The 17,713-nt window shown below is 58.0% G+C and carries 15 protein-coding genes; 10 read left to right on the top strand and 5 right to left on the bottom strand.

The window, feature by feature from the left end:
• Positions 1–63 precede the first annotated feature (63 nt).
• The 5 genes from Q7W83_RS15355 to Q7W83_RS15375 form a co-directional block, all read right to left on the bottom strand.
• Positions 64–441, bottom strand: a complete 378-nt coding sequence (locus tag Q7W83_RS15355; protein ID WP_150629631.1) for a response regulator — start codon at positions 439–441, stop codon at positions 64–66.
• A 77-nt stretch (positions 442–518) separates the two neighbouring features.
• Positions 519–1,700, bottom strand: a complete 1,182-nt coding sequence (locus tag Q7W83_RS15360; RefSeq protein ID WP_150629633.1) for a hybrid sensor histidine kinase/response regulator — start codon at positions 1,698–1,700, stop codon at positions 519–521.
• Positions 1,694–2,287 carry a chemotaxis protein CheB gene (locus tag Q7W83_RS15365; RefSeq protein WP_150629634.1) on the bottom strand — a complete coding sequence of 198 codons (594 nt, stop codon included), beginning with the start codon at positions 2,285–2,287 and terminating at the stop codon, positions 1,694–1,696. Before Q7W83_RS15365 ends, Q7W83_RS15360 begins: the two co-directional genes overlap by 7 nt.
• Entirely contained in the window at positions 2,284–3,117 is an 834-nt protein-coding gene (locus Q7W83_RS15370) for a CheR family methyltransferase (RefSeq protein WP_150629636.1), read from the bottom strand. The genes Q7W83_RS15365 and Q7W83_RS15370 overlap by 4 nt, the downstream gene beginning before the upstream one ends.
• Positions 3,117–6,608 carry a response regulator gene (locus tag Q7W83_RS15375; protein WP_473656299.1) on the bottom strand — a complete coding sequence of 1,164 codons (3,492 nt, stop codon included), beginning with the start codon at positions 6,606–6,608 and terminating at the stop codon, positions 3,117–3,119. Before Q7W83_RS15375 ends, Q7W83_RS15370 begins: the two co-directional genes overlap by 1 nt.
• A gap of 260 nt (positions 6,609–6,868) precedes the next feature.
• On the opposite strand from Q7W83_RS15375, the gene Q7W83_RS15380 reads away from it, so the two are divergent.
• From Q7W83_RS15380 to Q7W83_RS15425, 10 genes are all read left to right on the top strand, one after another.
• Positions 6,869–7,234 carry a response regulator gene (locus tag Q7W83_RS15380; protein WP_473656300.1) on the top strand — a complete coding sequence of 122 codons (366 nt, stop codon included), beginning with the start codon at positions 6,869–6,871 and terminating at the stop codon, positions 7,232–7,234.
• 93 nt (positions 7,235–7,327) lie between these two features.
• Positions 7,328–8,629 carry a glycosyltransferase gene (locus Q7W83_RS15385; protein WP_150629641.1) on the top strand — a complete coding sequence of 434 codons (1,302 nt, stop codon included), beginning with the start codon at positions 7,328–7,330 and terminating at the stop codon, positions 8,627–8,629.
• A 50-nt stretch (positions 8,630–8,679) separates the two neighbouring features.
• A complete protein-coding gene (locus tag Q7W83_RS15390; protein ID WP_473656301.1) occupies positions 8,680–9,582 on the top strand; it encodes a phosphatidylinositol-specific phospholipase C domain-containing protein in 903 nt (300 codons plus the stop codon).
• A gap of 110 nt (positions 9,583–9,692) precedes the next feature.
• Complete coding sequence (locus tag Q7W83_RS15395; RefSeq protein WP_473656302.1) at positions 9,693–10,568, top strand: phosphatidylinositol-specific phospholipase C domain-containing protein; 876 nt, start codon at positions 9,693–9,695, stop codon at positions 10,566–10,568.
• Between the two features lie 95 nt (positions 10,569–10,663).
• Positions 10,664–11,587, top strand: a complete 924-nt coding sequence (locus Q7W83_RS15400; RefSeq protein WP_473656303.1) for a helix-turn-helix domain-containing protein — start codon at positions 10,664–10,666, stop codon at positions 11,585–11,587.
• 224 nt (positions 11,588–11,811) lie between these two features.
• Entirely contained in the window at positions 11,812–13,122 is a 1,311-nt protein-coding gene (locus Q7W83_RS15405) for an ABC transporter substrate-binding protein (RefSeq protein WP_150629648.1), read from the top strand.
• Between the two features lie 143 nt (positions 13,123–13,265).
• Positions 13,266–14,192, top strand: a complete 927-nt coding sequence (locus tag Q7W83_RS15410; RefSeq protein WP_150629650.1) for a carbohydrate ABC transporter permease — start codon at positions 13,266–13,268, stop codon at positions 14,190–14,192.
• 10 nt (positions 14,193–14,202) lie between these two features.
• Positions 14,203–15,033: a carbohydrate ABC transporter permease gene (locus Q7W83_RS15415; protein ID WP_007936731.1), complete on the top strand. Its 831-nt coding sequence runs from the start codon at positions 14,203–14,205 to the stop codon at positions 15,031–15,033.
• A 31-nt stretch (positions 15,034–15,064) separates the two neighbouring features.
• Positions 15,065–16,168, top strand: coding sequence for an ABC transporter ATP-binding protein (locus Q7W83_RS15420; RefSeq protein ID WP_458377394.1), 1,104 nt, complete (start codon positions 15,065–15,067; stop codon positions 16,166–16,168).
• 16 nt (positions 16,169–16,184) lie between these two features.
• Positions 16,185–17,654, top strand: coding sequence for a mannitol dehydrogenase family protein (locus Q7W83_RS15425; RefSeq protein WP_473656304.1), 1,470 nt, complete (start codon positions 16,185–16,187; stop codon positions 17,652–17,654).
• The last annotated feature ends 59 nt before the right edge of the window (positions 17,655–17,713 follow it).

A 17,713-nucleotide genomic window follows, 5' to 3' on the forward strand; every position in this document is an offset into this window, starting at 1 on the left:
CTTCGCCGGCAAGTCGGCTCCTGCTGGTCCGGGGTCAACCGGTCGAGCCATGCCGACAAATGATTAGGACAACATGTCCTGCATCAATTCCTGCAACACATCCAGATCAAACGGCTTGCCCAGGATTGGCGCCGTGCGCGTTATCGGACTGTCGGTCTCGCGGATTTCCTGCGGGTAACCGCTGATGAAAATCACCTTGAGCTCCGGTCGCAATTTCACGGCGGGTTCGGCGATCTGCACGCCAGAAATCCCACCCGGCAGACGGAAGTCGGTGATCATCATGTCCAGATGCGGCTTGCTCGCCAGAATCTCGAAGGCTTGCTCGCCGTTTTCGGCCTGCAATACCCGGTAGCCCTCACCCGACAGGTAAGCCGACAACACCATCAGGATCGAGGGGTCATCTTCGACGATCAATACGACATCTTGTGCATCTTCACTCATGGGAAGCCTTTGTTCGGTCAATAGCTGCTGATACGACCGTGAGGTCGATCAGAGGTTGCGTTTAACTGGCTGTTTTCCTACAGCGGCAGACAAACGCGAAACAAGGCGCCTTCGCCAATCCGGCTCTCGACGGTAATGGTACCGCCATGGGCGGTCACAATCTGCTCTGAAATAAACAACCCCAGGCCCAGCCCGGCGACGGCATGTTTAGCCGTCACGCGTTCGAACTGCTGGAAAATGCGCTTCTGGTTTTCTTCACCGATGCCGATGCCCTGATCGCACACTTCCACCCGCGCCTGATCGTTCTCACTGTACACCTTCACGTTGATCGGGCTCTTGGCGCCGTAACGCAATGCGTTGGTCAACAGGTTGGAAATCACCTGTTCTATACGGAATTCGTCCCAATTGCCCTCCACCGGATGCTCGGCGTCCAGGGTGACCGCGGATTCGGCGGCATCGATCTGCGGGGCGAAGTTCTGCAGAAAATTGCGCACCAGAGCCGACAGATCGAAGCGTGTCGGACGGATGGACAACTTGCCTGTGCGAATGCGCGACACATCGAGCATGTCTTCGATCAGGCGAATCAGGCTTTTGATCTGCCGCTCGTCGCGATCGACCATCGCGTGCATTTTTTCCAGGGTGAACGCAGCGGCATTGTCCCGGGCCAGGTGCATCTTGCGCAGTTGGGTTTCGAGGATCAGACCGTTGAGCGGCGTACGCACTTCGTGGGCGACGATGGACATGAAGTCATCGCGCATGCGCACCGCCTGCTCCAGTTCCGACTGGGTGCTCTGCAACTGTTTTAGCAGCGCTTCCTGCTCGCGGCGGCTCTGTTCCAGCGCTTCGACCTGTTGCTTCATGGCCTTGCTTTGGCGGTACAGATCAACAAAGACGTTGACCTTGCTCTTCACCGCGTGGATATCCAGGGGTTTGTGCAGGAAGTCCACGGCGCCGCTTTCGTAGCCCTTGAACGCGTAGTTCAGTTCACGGCCGGCGGCACTGACGAACACAATCGGGATGTTCTTGGTCTTTTCCGTGCCGCGCATCAACTCGGCCAGTTCGAAGCCATTCATGCCGGGCATCTGCACATCGAGAATGGCGATGGCGAATTCGTGTTGCAGCAGCAGCGATAAGGCTTCGTCGGCGGACAAGGCTTTGTAGACCACACGGTCTTCACGCTTGATCAGCGCTTCGAGCGCCAACAGGTTCTCCGGCAGATCGTCGACGATCAGCAGTTTGGCTTGGATGTTACTTAGCATGCTATTCGTTCCAGCTCGACAAGCAGACGGCCGATGCCGCGTATGGGGAGAATGTGGTCTGGTTGGTGAACATCCAGCGCCGCCAGGGGCATGGTCGCAACCTGGGCTTCGTTCGGGTCCTGCACGATAGTCAGGCCGCCAAGATGCTGGACCTTTGCCATGCCGCTCGCGCCATCGCGATTGGCACCGGTCAACAGCACCGCGGCCAAGGCAGGACCGTAAGCATCCGCTGCCGACGAGAACAGGAAATCGATGGCCGGCCGCGAATAATGCACGCGGTCTTCAAGACTCAGGGAAAAGGTGCGGTCCTGCTCCACCGACAAGTGATAGCCCGGTGTGGCGAAATACAACGTTCCCGTTTCGATCAGCGTCTTGTCATGTGCCTCGACAACGCGCATTGCGACTCTTCGGGCAAACACTTCGGCGAGGTGGCTGCGACGCTCGTCCGGCAGGTGCAGCACGACAATGATCGGCAGCATGAAACCTTCACGCAGAGGGCTGAGAATACTCAGCAACGCCTCCACGCCACCGGCTGAAGCGCCGATCACGATGGCCTCGACAGTAGGCAAATCCGCTGCACTGTTCATGATTTACGGTAGATCCGTTCTTGTTTGACCAACGACTCGAACTGATTGCCGAAAGCCGAAAAGTCCGGGGTTTCCTTGCTACCCAGCGCCAGAAAACCCCGATGACAAAGGGATTCGTGGAACAATCCAAACGCTCGATCCTGAAGTTTTTTATTGAAATAAATCAATACGTTACGACACGAAATTAATTGAGTTTCTGAAAAGACGCTGTCCGTCGCCAGGCTGTGATCGGCAAAGGTCACGTTTTCGCACAAGCTCTTGTCGAAAATCGCGTAGCCGTACGCCGCCGTGTAGTAGTCGGCGAACGAACGCTGGCCACCTGCCTGCTGGTAGTTGTGAGTGTAGGCCCGGACATTCTCCATGGAGAAAATCCCCTGCTTGGCCTTGTCCAGCGAGCGCGGATTGATGTCGGTCGCATAGATGATGGTGCGATCGAGCAAGCCTTCTTCGCGCAGCAGGATCGCCATCGAATAGACCTCTTCACCAGTGCTGCAACCGGCAATCCAGATCTTGATCGAGGGGTAGGTCTTGAGCAGCGGCACGACTTCCTCGCGAATGGCGAGGAAGTGCGAAGGGTCGCGGAACATCTCGCTGACCGGGATCGTCAGTAATTGCAGCAACTGCATGAACGCCTTCGGATCGTGCAACACCCTCTCTTGCAACGCCGAAATGGTCGCGCACTCCAATTGACTCAGCGCATGCTGGACGCGGCGTTTGATCGACGCGCCAGAATAATCACGAAAATCGTAGCTGTATTTGAGGTAGATCGCCTCAATCAACAAGCGCAGTTCGATTTCGCTATTTCGCTCCACTGAATAATTGCGTTCCACTAAATGCGTTCCATCTTCGGTAACCACACGCGAATCAGCGAGAACAGGCGATCCAGGTCGATAGGCTTGGCCAGGTAATCGTTGGAACCGGCCTGCAGGCAGCGCTCCTGATCGTCCTTCATGGCTTTGGCCGTCACCGCAATGATGGGCAGCTTGCGCCAGCGCGGGTCCTGGCGGATCAGGCTCGTCGCCTCGAAACCGTCCATCTCCGGCATCATCACGTCCATCAGCACCAGATCGATGTCCTCGACTTCATTCAGTTTTTCAATCGCCTCACGGCCGTTGCGGCCAATGATCACGACTGCGCCTTTTTGCTCCAGCGCGCTGGTGAGGGCGAAGATGTTGCGTACATCGTCATCCACCAACAGCACTTTGCGACCCTCGAAGACCTTGTCGCGGCTGCGCGCGGTCTTGAGCATCGTCTGCCGTTCATGGGACAACCGCGATTCGACTTTGTGCAGAAAGAGTGTCACTTCATCCAGCAAACGCTCTGGCGAGCGCGCGCCCTTGATGATGATCGAGCGCGAATACTTGCGCAGTTCGGCTTCTTCGTCCCGGGTCAGGTTGCGCCCGGTGTAGACGATCACCGGCGGGAACGAACAGATGTCCTCGGTGGACATGCGCTTGAGCAAATCATTACCCAGCATATCCGGCAGCTTAAGGTCGATGATCATGCAGTCGAAAATCGTCGTGCGCAGCAGATCCAGCGCATCCTGCGCGAGGCCGACAGCGGTGATCTCGATGTCATCGTCGCCGATCAAGCGGGCAATGCTGTCGCGTTGCAAATCGTCGTCCTCCACCAGCAGCACGCGTTTGACCTTCTGGGTCAACTTGGCTTCGAGGCGTGCAAACACATCCTTGAGCTCTTCGCGGGTGGTCGGCTTGACCGCATAACCGATCGCGCCCATGTGCATGGCGGCTTCCACGCGGTCTTCGACCGAGATCACATGCACCGGAATGTGCCGGGTTTGCGCGTGTTCCTTCAGACGTTGCAACACCGTCAGACCGGAATGGTCCGGCAGGCGCATGTCCAGCAGGATGGCGTCGGGAATGTACGCCTTCGCAAGGTCGTAACCTTCGTCGGCACCATGGGCTACCAGGCACTGATACCCCAATTCGTGGGCCAGATCGTAGAGGATGTTCGCGAAGTTCGGCTCATCCTCCACCACCAGAATACAGCGAGTGTTGAACGGCGCCTTGCTGCGATCATCGTCGAAACGCGGAATATCAACGTCAGCTATCAGCGGCACCAGGGCAAGAGTCGGCACTCTCGGCGCCATCGTGACCGGTGAGGCCTGCATCGGCTTGACCGGCGTCTCGCCCGGTTCAATGTAGTGCTGCGGCAAGACCAGGGTAAACACACTGCCCTGCCCCGGTTCGCTGGTGACGCTGATGGAGCCGCCGAGCAGTGTCGCCAGATCGCGGGAAATCGACAGACCCAGACCCGTGCCGCCGTAACGGCGATTGGTGGTGCCATCGGCCTGGCGGAATGCTTCGAAAATGCTTTCCTGCTGCTCCGCTGCAATACCGATCCCGGAATCGCGAACGATAAAGGCAATCCCGTCGTTTGGCTGACTGGCGACGGTCAGGCTGACCGCGCCTTTCTCGGTGAACTTCACCGCGTTGGACAGCAGATTCTTCACCACCTGTTCCAGACGCTGGCGGTCGGTGAAGATCATCATCGGCGCGCCGGGCTGCACATCGACCTGGAAATCAAGGCGCTTGTCCGTCGCCAATGGCTGGAACATCCCGCGCAAACCGTCCACCAGACGGGCAACGCTGGTGTTTTCCGGACGCATATCCAGTTTGCCGGCCTCGACCTTGGAAATGTCGAGAATGTCGTTGATCAGGTTCAGCAAATCGTTACCGGCCGAATAGATCGACTCGGCGAATTTGACCTGTTCGGCGCTGAGGTTTTCCTGCGGGTTTTCCGCCAGCAACTTGGCCAGGATCAACGAACTGTTCAGCGGCGTGCGCAATTCGTGAGACATGTTGGCGAGGAATTCAGACTTGTACTTGCTTGAGCGCTGCAGCTCTTCGGCGCGCTCCTCGAGCTGCGCCTGGGCATGATTGAGTTCGGTGTTCTTCAGGTCCATGGCATCGCGTTGTTCGGCGAGGATCTGTGCCTGATCGGCGAGCTGCTCGTTGGTCTGCTCCAGTTCGACTTGCTGGGTTTCCAGATGCGCCTGGGACTCTTTGAGAATCCTTGATTGCTCTTCAAGCTCTTCGTTGGCGGTCTTGAGTTCTTCCTGCTGAACTTGCAGTTCTTCGTTGAGCTGCTGGGTTTCGGCGAGCACTTCCTGCAAGCGTTGGCGATAGCGTGCGGCCTCGATGGAAGTGCCAATGTTGCCAGCAATCAATTCCAGCAATTCGATGTCGCGGTCGTTCAGCGGGCGCAGGAAGCCGAGTTCGATGACCCCGTTGACCCGTTCGTCATCGCTGGTCGGTACCACCAGCACACTGTGCGGCAAGCCTTCACCCAGGCCGGAACTGACCTTGAAATAGTGACTGGGCACATTGTCGAGGCGTATCAGCCGCGCCTGTTGCGCCACTTGCCCGACAATCCCTTCGTCGCTGTAAATCTGTTGACCAAGGGCTTCCTGCTCCCGGGAGAAACCGTAAGAGGCAATGCGGTTCAGGCCGCCATGTTCTTCACGCACATAAATAGCCGCCACCGCCGAGCCGAGGTATTGCGCGCAAAACTGCAAAATGTTGCGCCCCAGCAGATTGAGCGACAGTTGCCCCAGCACTTGTTCGGCCAGCTCGGTCTGGCCGTTGCGCAACCAGGCTTGCTGCTCCAGCCGATGGGCACTGGCCTGTTGCGCGGCCAGGTTAGCGCTGTAACTTTGCGAAAGGTTGAGCAGATCGCGGCGACCAATATAGGCGAGCAACGCGCTGATGCCGACAATGAACAGCAGATAAAGGCTGATGCTCCAGATCGTGGTACGGCGCACTTCTTCGTTACGCGTGGCGCGTAACTGCTGCTCCATGTCGATCACGTCTTCGAATTGCTTGCGGATTTCATCGGTCAGGCGTTTGCCGCGCCCGGCCTTGACGGCACCGCGGTAATCACCGCTCGCACGCTGCAAGTCGATCATGCTCTGCGCATACGTGGCCCATTCATCCTGCAACGCCTGGAGCCGTTGCAAGCGGTCAGTCTGCACCGGGTTGTCTGCCGTCAGTTCGAGCAAGGTCTTGACCGCTACCGCGACTCTCGGCCGGGCGGTTTCGTAGGGTTCAAGAAATTTCTCGTCGCCACTGAGCAGGTAGCCGCGCATACCGGTTTCCAGATCGACGGTCAGCTTGACCGCTTCATTGGCGTTATTGATCACCCGGTCGGTGTGCTCGACCCACTGGATCACCGACAGCAGATAGGTGATCAGCGAGACAAAGAACACCGCACTGAGCACACCGACACCCAACGGCAGGCTGACGTTGCGGCTCAGGAGTTTACGGAATCGTTGCTCATCAACCGAAGACGCAGTGGTCATGGGAGGGCCTTGTCGAACTGTTGGAAACCAAGGAGTTTGCCCCAAAACTGCCGCATTGATCCAATTTTCTGACGTGTTTATACGCGAATTCCTACATTCAGCTGCCCCTGCGCAAAGGAGTGGTTATCCTTGCCGGCGCGATGCGGCTATTCTTTTTTCAGCGAGCTTGGGAACTTGTCGGGTTCCGTCACTTACTGAAGCACAAGCCCGGCATTTCCGATCGACCGGTCACCGCACATTCAACCTTCGAGAGCCCCATTATGTCCGCTGAAAAACCCATCATCCTGGTCGTTGAAGACGACGACATTGTGCGCATGCTGATCGTCGATGTGCTGGAGGAGCTGGAATTCAACGTGCTCGAAGCCGACGGCAGTGAAAAGGCGTTGGAGTTTCTCAACGACGAAGACCAGTACATCGACCTGATGATGACCGACGTCGGCTTACCAGTAATGGACGGGCGCGAGCTGGCCACCCAGGCGCGGATGCTGCGCCCCGAACTCCCCATTCTGTTCGCCAGCGGGTATGCCGAAAACATTGACGTGCCCGCAGGAATGCAGGTGATCGGCAAGCCGTTTTCCATTGATCAACTGCGCGACAAGGTCAAAGACATACTCGCTCACACCTAGTCTGCGCTGGAGCGGGCTGAGGAATCGCCCACGGCTGTGGTTTAATTGCGCCCCGCTTTTGTTCCCCTGCCCCGCTTCAAGGAACCTCCCTGCATGAGTCAGCCCCGCGCCACCAAAGTCCTGGTTATCGGCTACGTCTGGCCCGAGCCTCGCTCTTCTGCGGCGGGTGGGTATGTGATGCAACTGCTCGGGACGTTTCTGCAACAAGGCTGGGACGTGACATTCAGCAGCCCGGCCGGCGCTGGCGAACATCAGGAAGACCTGACGGCGTTGGGCATTCGTGAAGTGCCGATAGAACTGAACAACAGCAGTTTCGATGTGTTTGTCCGTGAACTGGCGCCGGATATCGTGCTGTTCGAACAATTCATGATGGAAGAACAGTTCGGCTGGCGTGTTGAAAAGCACTGCCCCGATGCCTTGCGCGTGCTCGGCACCCAGGATTTGCAAAGCCTGCGTCATGCCCGTCATCAACGGCTCAAGGACCGGTTGAAGGCCCGCGACGACGACAATGATTTCAGCGAGCTGTTCGCGCCGGCCTTGCGTGAAGAATTCGAACTGATGGCCGACACCGACCTGGCCAAACGGGAAATCGCTGCGCTGTATCGCTGCGACTTGAACCTGATGATTTCCGAAACGGAAATCGAGTTGCTGGTCGAGCAGTTCAAGGTGCCACGCAGCCTGCTGCACTGGTGCCCGTTGATGGTCGATCTGCCGAGCGTGCCGCCAGCGGGTTTTGAGGAACGCGCGGACTTTCTCAGCATTGGCAACTTCCGCCACGCGCCCAACTGGGATGCGGTGCTCTGGATGAAAACCACCATTTGGCCACTGATTCGCGAGCAATTGCCCACTGCCCGTCTGCTCATCTACGGGGCCTACACGCCCCCCAAGGCGACCGCGCTGCACAATGCGGCTCAAGGTTTCCATGTAATGAACTGGGCAGAAGATGCGTTGCAAGTCATGTCGGCCGCACGCGTGTGCCTGGCGCCATTGCGTTTCGGTGCCGGCATCAAGGGCAAAATCGTCGATGCGATGATCTGCGGTACGCCTAATGTCACCACGCCGATCGGCGCCGAAGCCATGCATGGCCAAGGCCCTTGGCCGGGTGCGGTGACCCGCACGGCGCGCGAGTTTGCCGATTGCGCGGTGCAACTTTATAAAGACCAGGCGCAATGGTCGAACGCCCAGACGGTTGGCCTGGAACTGCTCGCCGAACGTTACCAGGTGCACACTCACGGCCCGGCGTTGATTGCACAACTCAAGTATTGCCAACAGCACTTGGCGACACTTAGACGGGACAACTTCACCGGCAGCATGTTGCGTCACCATCAACACAAAAGTACTCAATACATGGCGCAATGGATTGAAGCGAAAAACCAAACTAAAGCGGACACTTGATCGTTAGAATCGTCTCATCTGACGATTAACCCACTGTGCAAGGATGCACTATGAATAACGCTGCAATTCGACTTCTGCCCGACGTCCCCTATGACACTCACGCTTTCACCGCCCACAACTGGATGACCCAACTTCCCGTTATTGATGCACTCTCGCTTGCGGAACTGGTTTTGCCCGGAGCTCATAATGCCGGGGTGGACAAGAAGGCTTCCTACGCGGCGCCGGGGATCAGTCACTGGGCCGCTTGTCAGACCCATTCGTTTTATTATCAATTGACCCATGGCGCACGTGCGCTCGATTTGCGCCTTGAGTATGAAATCGGCAGCAATGGCGTCGGAACGTTCTGGTTTCAGCACAACGGTTTTCGCTCTTCCCGCTCCCTGGAAAATCTGATCACGAGCGTGATCCGGTTTCTGCAGGAAAACCCCGATGAATTCATCATCCTGGATTTTCATCAGCTGAACACAGGCAACCAGCCCCTTGGCCATCACGAGTTCAACCGCCTGCTGATGACACATCTGGGGGACCGGATCATTCCTCGCAGAAATGCGAACCTGCCCCTCAGTCAATTGAAACGGGCCAGTCATGCCCAGCGTGTACTAGTCGCCGCCGACTATCACCCGGCATTCGATGCAACCTTCTTCAGTCGGTCCATCCAGCACGAGTGGAGCGGGATCGGGACGACCAGCATCAGTGAACTGAACGCGCATATCACTCGCGTGATGAAGTACCCGCCATCCAGCGGCCTGCCGTGGTCGCTCTCCGCGACCAGCTACCATGCAGCGGGCGGTCCGGTGAACATCGGCGAGCAACTTGATCAATGGTTCAATCCGGCCGCCAGCGAATGGGTTCTGAAGAGCAGCATTATCAATGTCGATTTTTTTGAAACGTCGAATCTGGTAGGCCATTGTCGAACGGCCAACCTGTTCAAGGTAAACGCCTATAACCATTAATTTGTGCAGATGTTTCCATCACTGGCAATGTCGGAGCGCACTTCTATGCTTGAATTTACATTTATCCACTTCATCCCACGGACGGGCTGAAGCCACTATCAGGAAAGATAATGACCCAATCTCTACAAGGTATTCTCGACAAAAAGAAATGGATGAGTAATGTGCTCGACATTGACCGCCTGAAGTTGACCGACTTGGTCTGGCCCTGCACTCATAACAGCGGCATGGATAAAAAAGCCCCCAACTATGATGTCGTGATTGGCAACTGGACCACGTGTCAGAACGATTCATTTGCGTGGCAACTGGCCAACGGCGCACGGGCCTTTGATATTCGTCTTGGTTACACCGAGGGGCACGATCAATCGATCTTCTACTTTCATCACAACGGTTTTCAATCTCATCGCGTCCTTGATGAGCTGATCGACGCGACGACGACGTTCCTTGATCAAAACCCGGACGAATTCATCGTCTTCGACTTTCACCAAATGGGCGACGGTGCGAAGCGTTTTGACCACAAGAAACTCAATGATTTGTTGGTAAATCGACTAGGGAACCGCGTCATACCGCCCTACGACGCGTCGAAAACGGTGGGCGAGCTCAAGCGCATCAGCACCCGCCGCAGACTGGTACTGGCTGCGCACGTGGTAACGGGGCTGGACGATGATTGCTTCTGGCCGCGTATCCCGCACAAATGGAGCGGTGAAACCTTCACTGACACCGCGGAACTGGAACGCCACATTTCCAGCGAGCTGCAAGACGCACCGTTCGAGACCTTTCTATGGTTGTTGTCGGCCACCAGTTATGGCTTTCTGGGCGGGCCTCAGGACATCAAGACCCAGATCAACGCCTGGTTCAACCCGACCCGCGACTGGGTAACGCGTTGCAGCATTATCAGCACCGACTTTTTCGATGAGTCAGACATCGTGCGTTACTGCTGGAGCGCGTCGAGCATGAAGGCGGTTTACGGCAGCGCGTTGCATCAGTAAGCGGACGCATGACGCCGGTCGACATGCCCAAGGCTGGCAATGTCGGCCGGTAAAGAGGCATGATCAGGGTGCAATAACAATAAAAGCGCCCCGATATGACCCGGACTGCCAGAGTCACCGATCCTTCCTACGAACTGATGGACGACCACAACGGGTTGTCGATCATTTATCGCCAGCACGGTTTCCCCTGCCCCTTGGTGCGCTGGCATTTTCACAAGGAATACGAACTGCACCTGATCGTCGCCAGCTCGGGCAAGGTGTTCATTGGCGACTACATTGGCAACTTCTATCCGCAAACACTGTTCCTCACCGGCCCCAACCTGCCCCACAACTGGATCAGCCAGGTCGCCGAAGACGAAGTGGTGCCCAAGCGTGACATGCTGGTCAACTTCACCGACGAGTTGTTCGAGAGCGGCCATCAAGTGTTTACCGAGCTCAAGTCGCTTGCGCCCTTGCTGGAGCGCGCGCAATACGGCATCGAGTTTCGCTGCAAACACACCATCCGCCAGGCAATGACCTTGATGCAACGCATCGCCGACACCAAAGGCGTGACCCGCCTCGGGCACTTTTTCATTCTGCTGGAGTTGCTCGCCGCCTGCGACGACTATCAACTGTTGTCCGGCGCCACAACGCCGCAACTGGCGGATGAACACAATATCGATCGCACTAACCGTGCGGTGGATTACATCTTTGCCCACTACGCCCGTGAACTGCCGCTGGAGGAAGTCGCCGAGCACCTGGGCATGAAGCCGACCTATTTCAGCCGCGTGTTCAAACAAGCCACCGGGCGCTGCTTCATCGAGTTCGTCAACCGGCTGCGCATCAGCAAATCCTGCGAACTGCTGGCCGACGGCGACAAACCGGTGACCGACGTGTGTTTCGAGTCGGGATTCAACAACATTTCAAATTTCAACCGGCGTTTTCAGCAGTTAAAAGGCATGACGCCGTCGCACTACCGGCGGTTGGCGGTACAGCGGTTGACCGAGCAGAAATCTGGGCTAGCACCGCTACGGCGTTGAGGCCAGAAACCTATACGTATTCGATAACGCTTGAGCGCTGAAAAGCCCTTCCCTTCGTTTGCCACTCCAAACGCCAGTGCAAAATAGTATCGATTCAAGTGCGATGGATGATTTGTCTCATCCTCAATTGAAGGCTGTAATCAGTGCACATTCTTCCTGCCTCGGAAGACACAAAAACAATAACTGTCCTTCTGCCCCCGCCGGGTGCAGAAAAGGAGTGCACGATGCAACCTTCTGTAAAAGCTCTGCTAGCCCTCACCTGCATGACCCTCAGCAGCGTCAGCCTCGGCGCTCAGACATTGACCATCGCCACCGTCAACAACAGCGACATGATCCGCATGCAAAAGCTCTCGAAAACCTTCGAGGCCGAGCACCCGGACATCAAGCTCAATTGGGTGGTGCTCGAAGAGAACGTCCTGCGCCAACGCCTGACCACCGACATCGCCACCCAGGGCGGGCAGTTCGACGTGTTGACCATCGGCATGTACGAAGCCGCACTGTGGGGCGCCAAGGGCTGGCTGGAACCGATGAAGGATTTGCCCGCCACTTATGACCTTGACGACGTGTTCCCTTCGGTGCGTGAAGGCCTGTCGGTCAAGGGTTCGCTATATGCCTTGCCGTTCTACGCCGAAAGCTCCATCACCTATTACCGCACTGACCTGTTCAAGGACGCCGGGCTGACCATGCCGGAACATCCGACCTGGGAACAGATCGGCGAATTCGCCAGCAAACTCACCAACAAGGACAAAGAGCAGTACGGCATCTGCCTGCGCGGCAAGGCCGGCTGGGGCGAGAACATGGCGCTGATCACCACCGTCGCCAATGCTTACGGCGCACGCTGGTTCGATGAGAAGTGGCAGCCGGAATTCACCGGTCCGGAGTGGAAAAACGCACTCAACTTCTACGTCGAGACCATGAAGAAATCCGGCCCGCCGGGCGCGTCGAGCAACGGTTTCAACGAAAACCTGGCGCTGTTCAACAGCGGCAAGTGCGCAATCTGGGTCGATGCCAGCGTCGCCGGCTCGTTCGTCACCGACAAGACCCAGAGCAAAGTCAGCGAGCACGTCGGCTTCACCTACGCGCCGCACCAGATCACTGACAAAGGGTCGGCCTGGCTCTATTCCTGGGCGCTGGCGATTCCGACCAGCTCCAAGGCGAAGGATGCGGCGAAGACCTTCAGCGCCTGGGCAACTTCCAAGGAATACGGGGCGCTGGTCGCGGAAAAGGACGGCATCGCCAACGTGCCGCCAGGCACTCGGGCCTCGACTTACAGCGAGGCGTACATGAGCGCTGCGCCATTCGCCAAGGTGACGCTTGAGTCGCTGAAGAAGGCGGACCCGAGCAAGCCGACACTCAAGCCTGTGCCTTACATCGGCATTCAGTTGGTGACCATTCCCGAGTTCCAGGGCATTGGCACCCAGGTCGGCAAGTCTTTCTCGGCGGCGCTGATCGGTCAGACCACGGTGGATCAAGCCCTGACCGCTGCCCAGCAAACCACCGAACGTGAGATGAAGCGCGCGGGTTATCCCAAGTAACCCCACCATTTCAATGTGGGAGCGAGCCTGCTCGCGATGAGGCCATGACATTCAACATCAGTGTTGGCTGATAAATCGCTATCGCGAGCAGGCTCGCTCCCACAGTTGATCTTCATCGTCTGTTCCCAATCGGTTTTAACGCCATGAATATTTCAACTGCCAAAGCTCAAGTGGACATCCCCCAGCCGGTGCGCAAAAACCGCCTGGCCAACCCCGGCTGGTTTCTGGTCAGCCCCTCGGTGGCGTTGTTGCTGCTGTGGATGATCGTGCCGCTGGGCATGACGCTGTACTTCTCGATGATCCGCTACAACCTGCTCAACCCGGGCGAAAACGAGTTCGTGGGGCTGGAGAATTTCACCTACTTCCTGACGGATTCCGGGTTCATGCCCGGAGCCACCAACACCTTGTTGCTGGTGGGCAGCGTGTTGCTGATCAGCGTGGTGTTTGGCGTATTGATCAGCGCCTTGCTGGAGGCCAGTGAGTTCCTCGGTCGCGGCATCGTGCGGGTCATGCTGATTTCGCCGTTCTTCATCATGCCCACCGTCGGCGCGCTGATCTGGAAGAACCTGATTTTCCACCCGGTCTCGGGGATTCTCGCCTACGTCTGGAAACTCTTCGGCGCGCAGCCGGTGGACTGGCTGGCGCACTACCCGCTGCTGTCGATCATCATCATTGTGTCCTGGCAATGGCTGCCCTTCGCGATCCTGATCCTGATGACCGCCATGCAGTCGCTCGACCAGGAACAGAAAGAAGCCGCGCGCCTCGACGGTGCCGGTCCTGTCGCCATCTTCTGGCACCTGACCCTGCCGCACCTGGCGCGACCGATTGCGGTGGTGGTGATGATCGAAACCATTTTCCTGCTCTCGGTGTTCGCCGAAATCTTCACCACCACCAACGGCGGCCCCGGCTACGCCTCGACCAACCTCGCCTACCTGATCTACAACCAGGCGCTGGTGCAGTTCGACGTCGGCATGGCGTCCGCCGGCGGCTTGATTGCGGTGGTGATTGCCAACATCGCGGCCATCGTGCTGGTGCGCATGATCGGCAAAAACCTGACAGACAAAGCCTGAGGCCTGCGCCATGACCCTTCAACAATCCCGTCGTCTGCAAAGCCTGCTGCTCGGCACGCTGGCCTGGGCCATCGCGATCCTGATCTTCTTCCCGATCTTCTGGATGGTGCTGACCAGTTTCAAAACCGAAATCGACGCGTTCGCCACGCCGCCGCAATTCATCTTCACGCCGACGCTGGAGAATTACCTGCACATCAACGAGCGCAGCGATTACTTCAGTTTCGCCTGGAACTCGGTGGTGATTTCCTTCAGCGCCACGGCCCTGTGCCTGCTGATCGCGGTGCCGGCGGCCTACTCCATGGCGTTCTATGAAACCCAGCGCACCAAAGGCACGCTGCTGTGGATGCTCTCCACCAAGATGCTGCCACCAGTGGGCGTGCTGATGCCGATCTACCTGCTGGCCAAGAGCTTCGGCCTGCTCGACACACGCATCGCGCTGATCGTGATCTACACGCTGATCAACCTGCCGATCGTGGTCTGGATGATTTACACCTACTTCAAGGACATCCCCAAAGACATCCTCGAAGCCGCGCGCCTCGACGGCGCCACGCTGTGGCAGGAAATGGTCCGGGTGCTGCTGCCGATCGCCAAGGGCGGTTTGGCTTCCACGGTGTTGTTGTCGCTGATCCTGTGCTGGAACGAGGCGTTCTGGTCGCTGAACCTGACCTCATCGAAAGCCGCGCCACTGACCGCGCTGATCGCTTCGTACTCAAGCCCCGAAGGGTTGTTCTGGGCCAAGTTGTCGGCGGTGTCCACGCTGGCCTGCGCGCCGATTCTGATCTTCGGCTGGATCAGCCAGAAACAACTGGTCCGCGGCCTGTCGTTTGGCGCAGTGAAATAGCCCTCAAGAATTAGCATAAAGGAGCGCCACCATGGCCAACCTGAAAATCAAGAATCTGCAAAAAGGCTTCGAAGGCTTTTCCATCATCAAAGGCATCGACCTGGAAGTGAACGACAAGGAATTCGTGGTCTTCGTCGGCCCGTCGGGCTGTGGCAAATCCACCCTGCTGCGCCTGATCGCCGGCCTGGAAGAAGTCAGCGGCGGCACCATCGAACTCGACGGCCGCGACATCACCGAAGTCAGCCCGGCCAAGCGTGACCTGGCCATGGTGTTCCAGACCTATGCCCTGTACCCGCACATGAGCGTGCGCAAAAACATGTCGTTTGCCCTCGACCTCGCGGGCGTACCAAAAGCCGAGGTCGAGAAAAAAGTCGGCGAAGCGGCGCGCATCCTCGAGCTCGGGCCGATGCTGGAGCGCAAGCCGAAACAACTGTCCGGCGGCCAGCGTCAACGCGTAGCCATCGGCCGCGCCATCGTGCGCAACCCGAAAATTTTCCTGTTCGACGAACCGCTGTCCAACCTCGATGCGGCACTGCGGGTGCAGATGCGTCTGGAACTGTTGCGCCTGCACAAAGAGCTGCAAGCGACGATGATCTACGTGACTCACGACCAGGTCGAAGCCATGACCATGGCCGACAAAGTGGTCGTGCTCAATGGCGGCAAGATCGAGCAGGTCGGCTCGCCGCTGGACCTGTATCACCAGCCGGCCAACCTGTTTGTCGCGGGCTTTCTCGGCACGCCGAAAATGGGCTTCCTCAAGGGCAAAGTCACCCGTGTCGACAGCCAAAGCTGCGAAGTCGCGCTCGATGCCGGCACCCGCATCACCTTGCCGCTGACCGGCGCCAACTTGAGCATTGGCGGCGCCGTGACGCTGGGCATTCGCCCTGAGCACCTCAACCTCGCGCAAACCGGCGACTGCACCTTGCAGGTCACCGCCGACGTCAGCGAACGGCTGGGCAGCGACACCTTCTGCCACGTGCTGACCTCGTCCGGTGAAGCGCTGACCATGCGTGTTCGCGGCGATCTGGCCAGCCGATATGGCGAAGCGTTGAGCCTGCACCTGGACGCCGAACACTGCCATTTATTCGATGCCGACGGCGTGGCGCTGACCCGTCCATTGCGCGCTGCGGCCTGATTTCAGAGAGCCTGTGATGAAACTGAATAAACAGAACCTGCACCACCTAGCCCCCGAAGTGGTCCTGCCCGCCTACGCCCTGAGCGATACGCGCCAAGGCATCGCGCACATTGGCGTTGGCGGCTTCCACCGCGCTCATCAGGCGTATTACACCGACGCTTTGATGAACACTGGCGAAGCGCTGGACTGGGCCATTTGCGGCGTCGGCCTGCGCGCCGAAGACCGTCGCGCCCATGACGACCTGAAGGATCAGGACTACCTGTTCACCCTGTTTGAACTCGGCGATACCGACACCGAGGTCCGGGTCATCGGCGCGATCCGCGACATGCTGCTGGCCGAAGACGGCGCGCAGGCGGTGATCGACAAGCTGGCCAGCCCCGAGATTCGCATTGTCTCGCTGACCATCACCGAGGGCGGTTACTGCATCGATGACAGCAACGGCGAATTCATGGCACACCTGCCGCAGATCCAGCACGACCTGACGCACCCGTATTCGCCGAAAACCGTATTCGGTTTCCTCTGTGCCGCGCTGGCCAAACGCCGCGCTGCCGGCACGCCGGCGTTCAGCTTGATGTCCTGCGATAACCTGCCGCACAACGGCGCAGTGACGCGCAAAGCGCTGTTGGCCTTCGCCGCATTACGCGACGCAGAACTTCACGACTGGATCGCCAAAAACGTCAGTTTCCCGAACGCCATGGTCGACCGCATCACGCCGATGACCAGCACCGAACACAAGCTGCAATTGCACGACAAACACGCGGTGGACGACGCCTGGCCGGTGGTCTGCGAGCCGTTTGTGCAGTGGGTGCTGGAAGACAAGTTCGTCAACGGGCGCCCGGCGTGGGAGAAGGTCGGCGTGCAGTTCACCGACGACGTCACGCCGTATGAAGAGATGAAGATCAAGCTGCTCAACGGCAGTCATCTGGCACTGACCTATCTTGGGTTCCTCAAGGGATATCGCTTCGTTCACGAGACCATGAACGATCCACTGTTCGTGCGCTACATGCGTGCCTACATGGACCTGGACGTGACGCCGCAGTTGTCCGCCGTTCCGGGGATCGACCTGAGCGACTACAAGAACACCCTGGTGGCGCGTTTCTCCAATCAGGCGATTGCCGACCAACTCGAACGCGTGTGTTCGGACGGTTCGTCGAAGTTTCCCAAGTTCACCGTGCCGACGATCAACCGATTGATTACCGATGGCCGGGAGACCCAACGTGCGGCGTTGGTGGTGGCGGCGTGGGCGCTGTATTTGAAGGGGGTGGATGAGAATGGCGATACCTATTCGATTCCCGACCCGCGCGCCGCGTTTTGCCAGGCGCTGGTGGCGGATGATGCGTTGATTACCCAGCGATTGCTGGGGATCGAGGATATTTTTGGCACGGAGATTCCGCGCTCGCCGGAATTTGTCGCGGCGTTTGAGTGGTGCTGTAACAGTTTGCGGGAAGTAGGTGTGACTCGGACGTTGGAGCGGGTGCTGGCTTAAATACAGTGGTGAAACTACTGCCGACATCGCGGGCAAGCCCGCTCCCAAAGTGGCCCGTG

The sequence above is a fragment of the Pseudomonas sp. 300 genome (assembly GCF_055803035.1).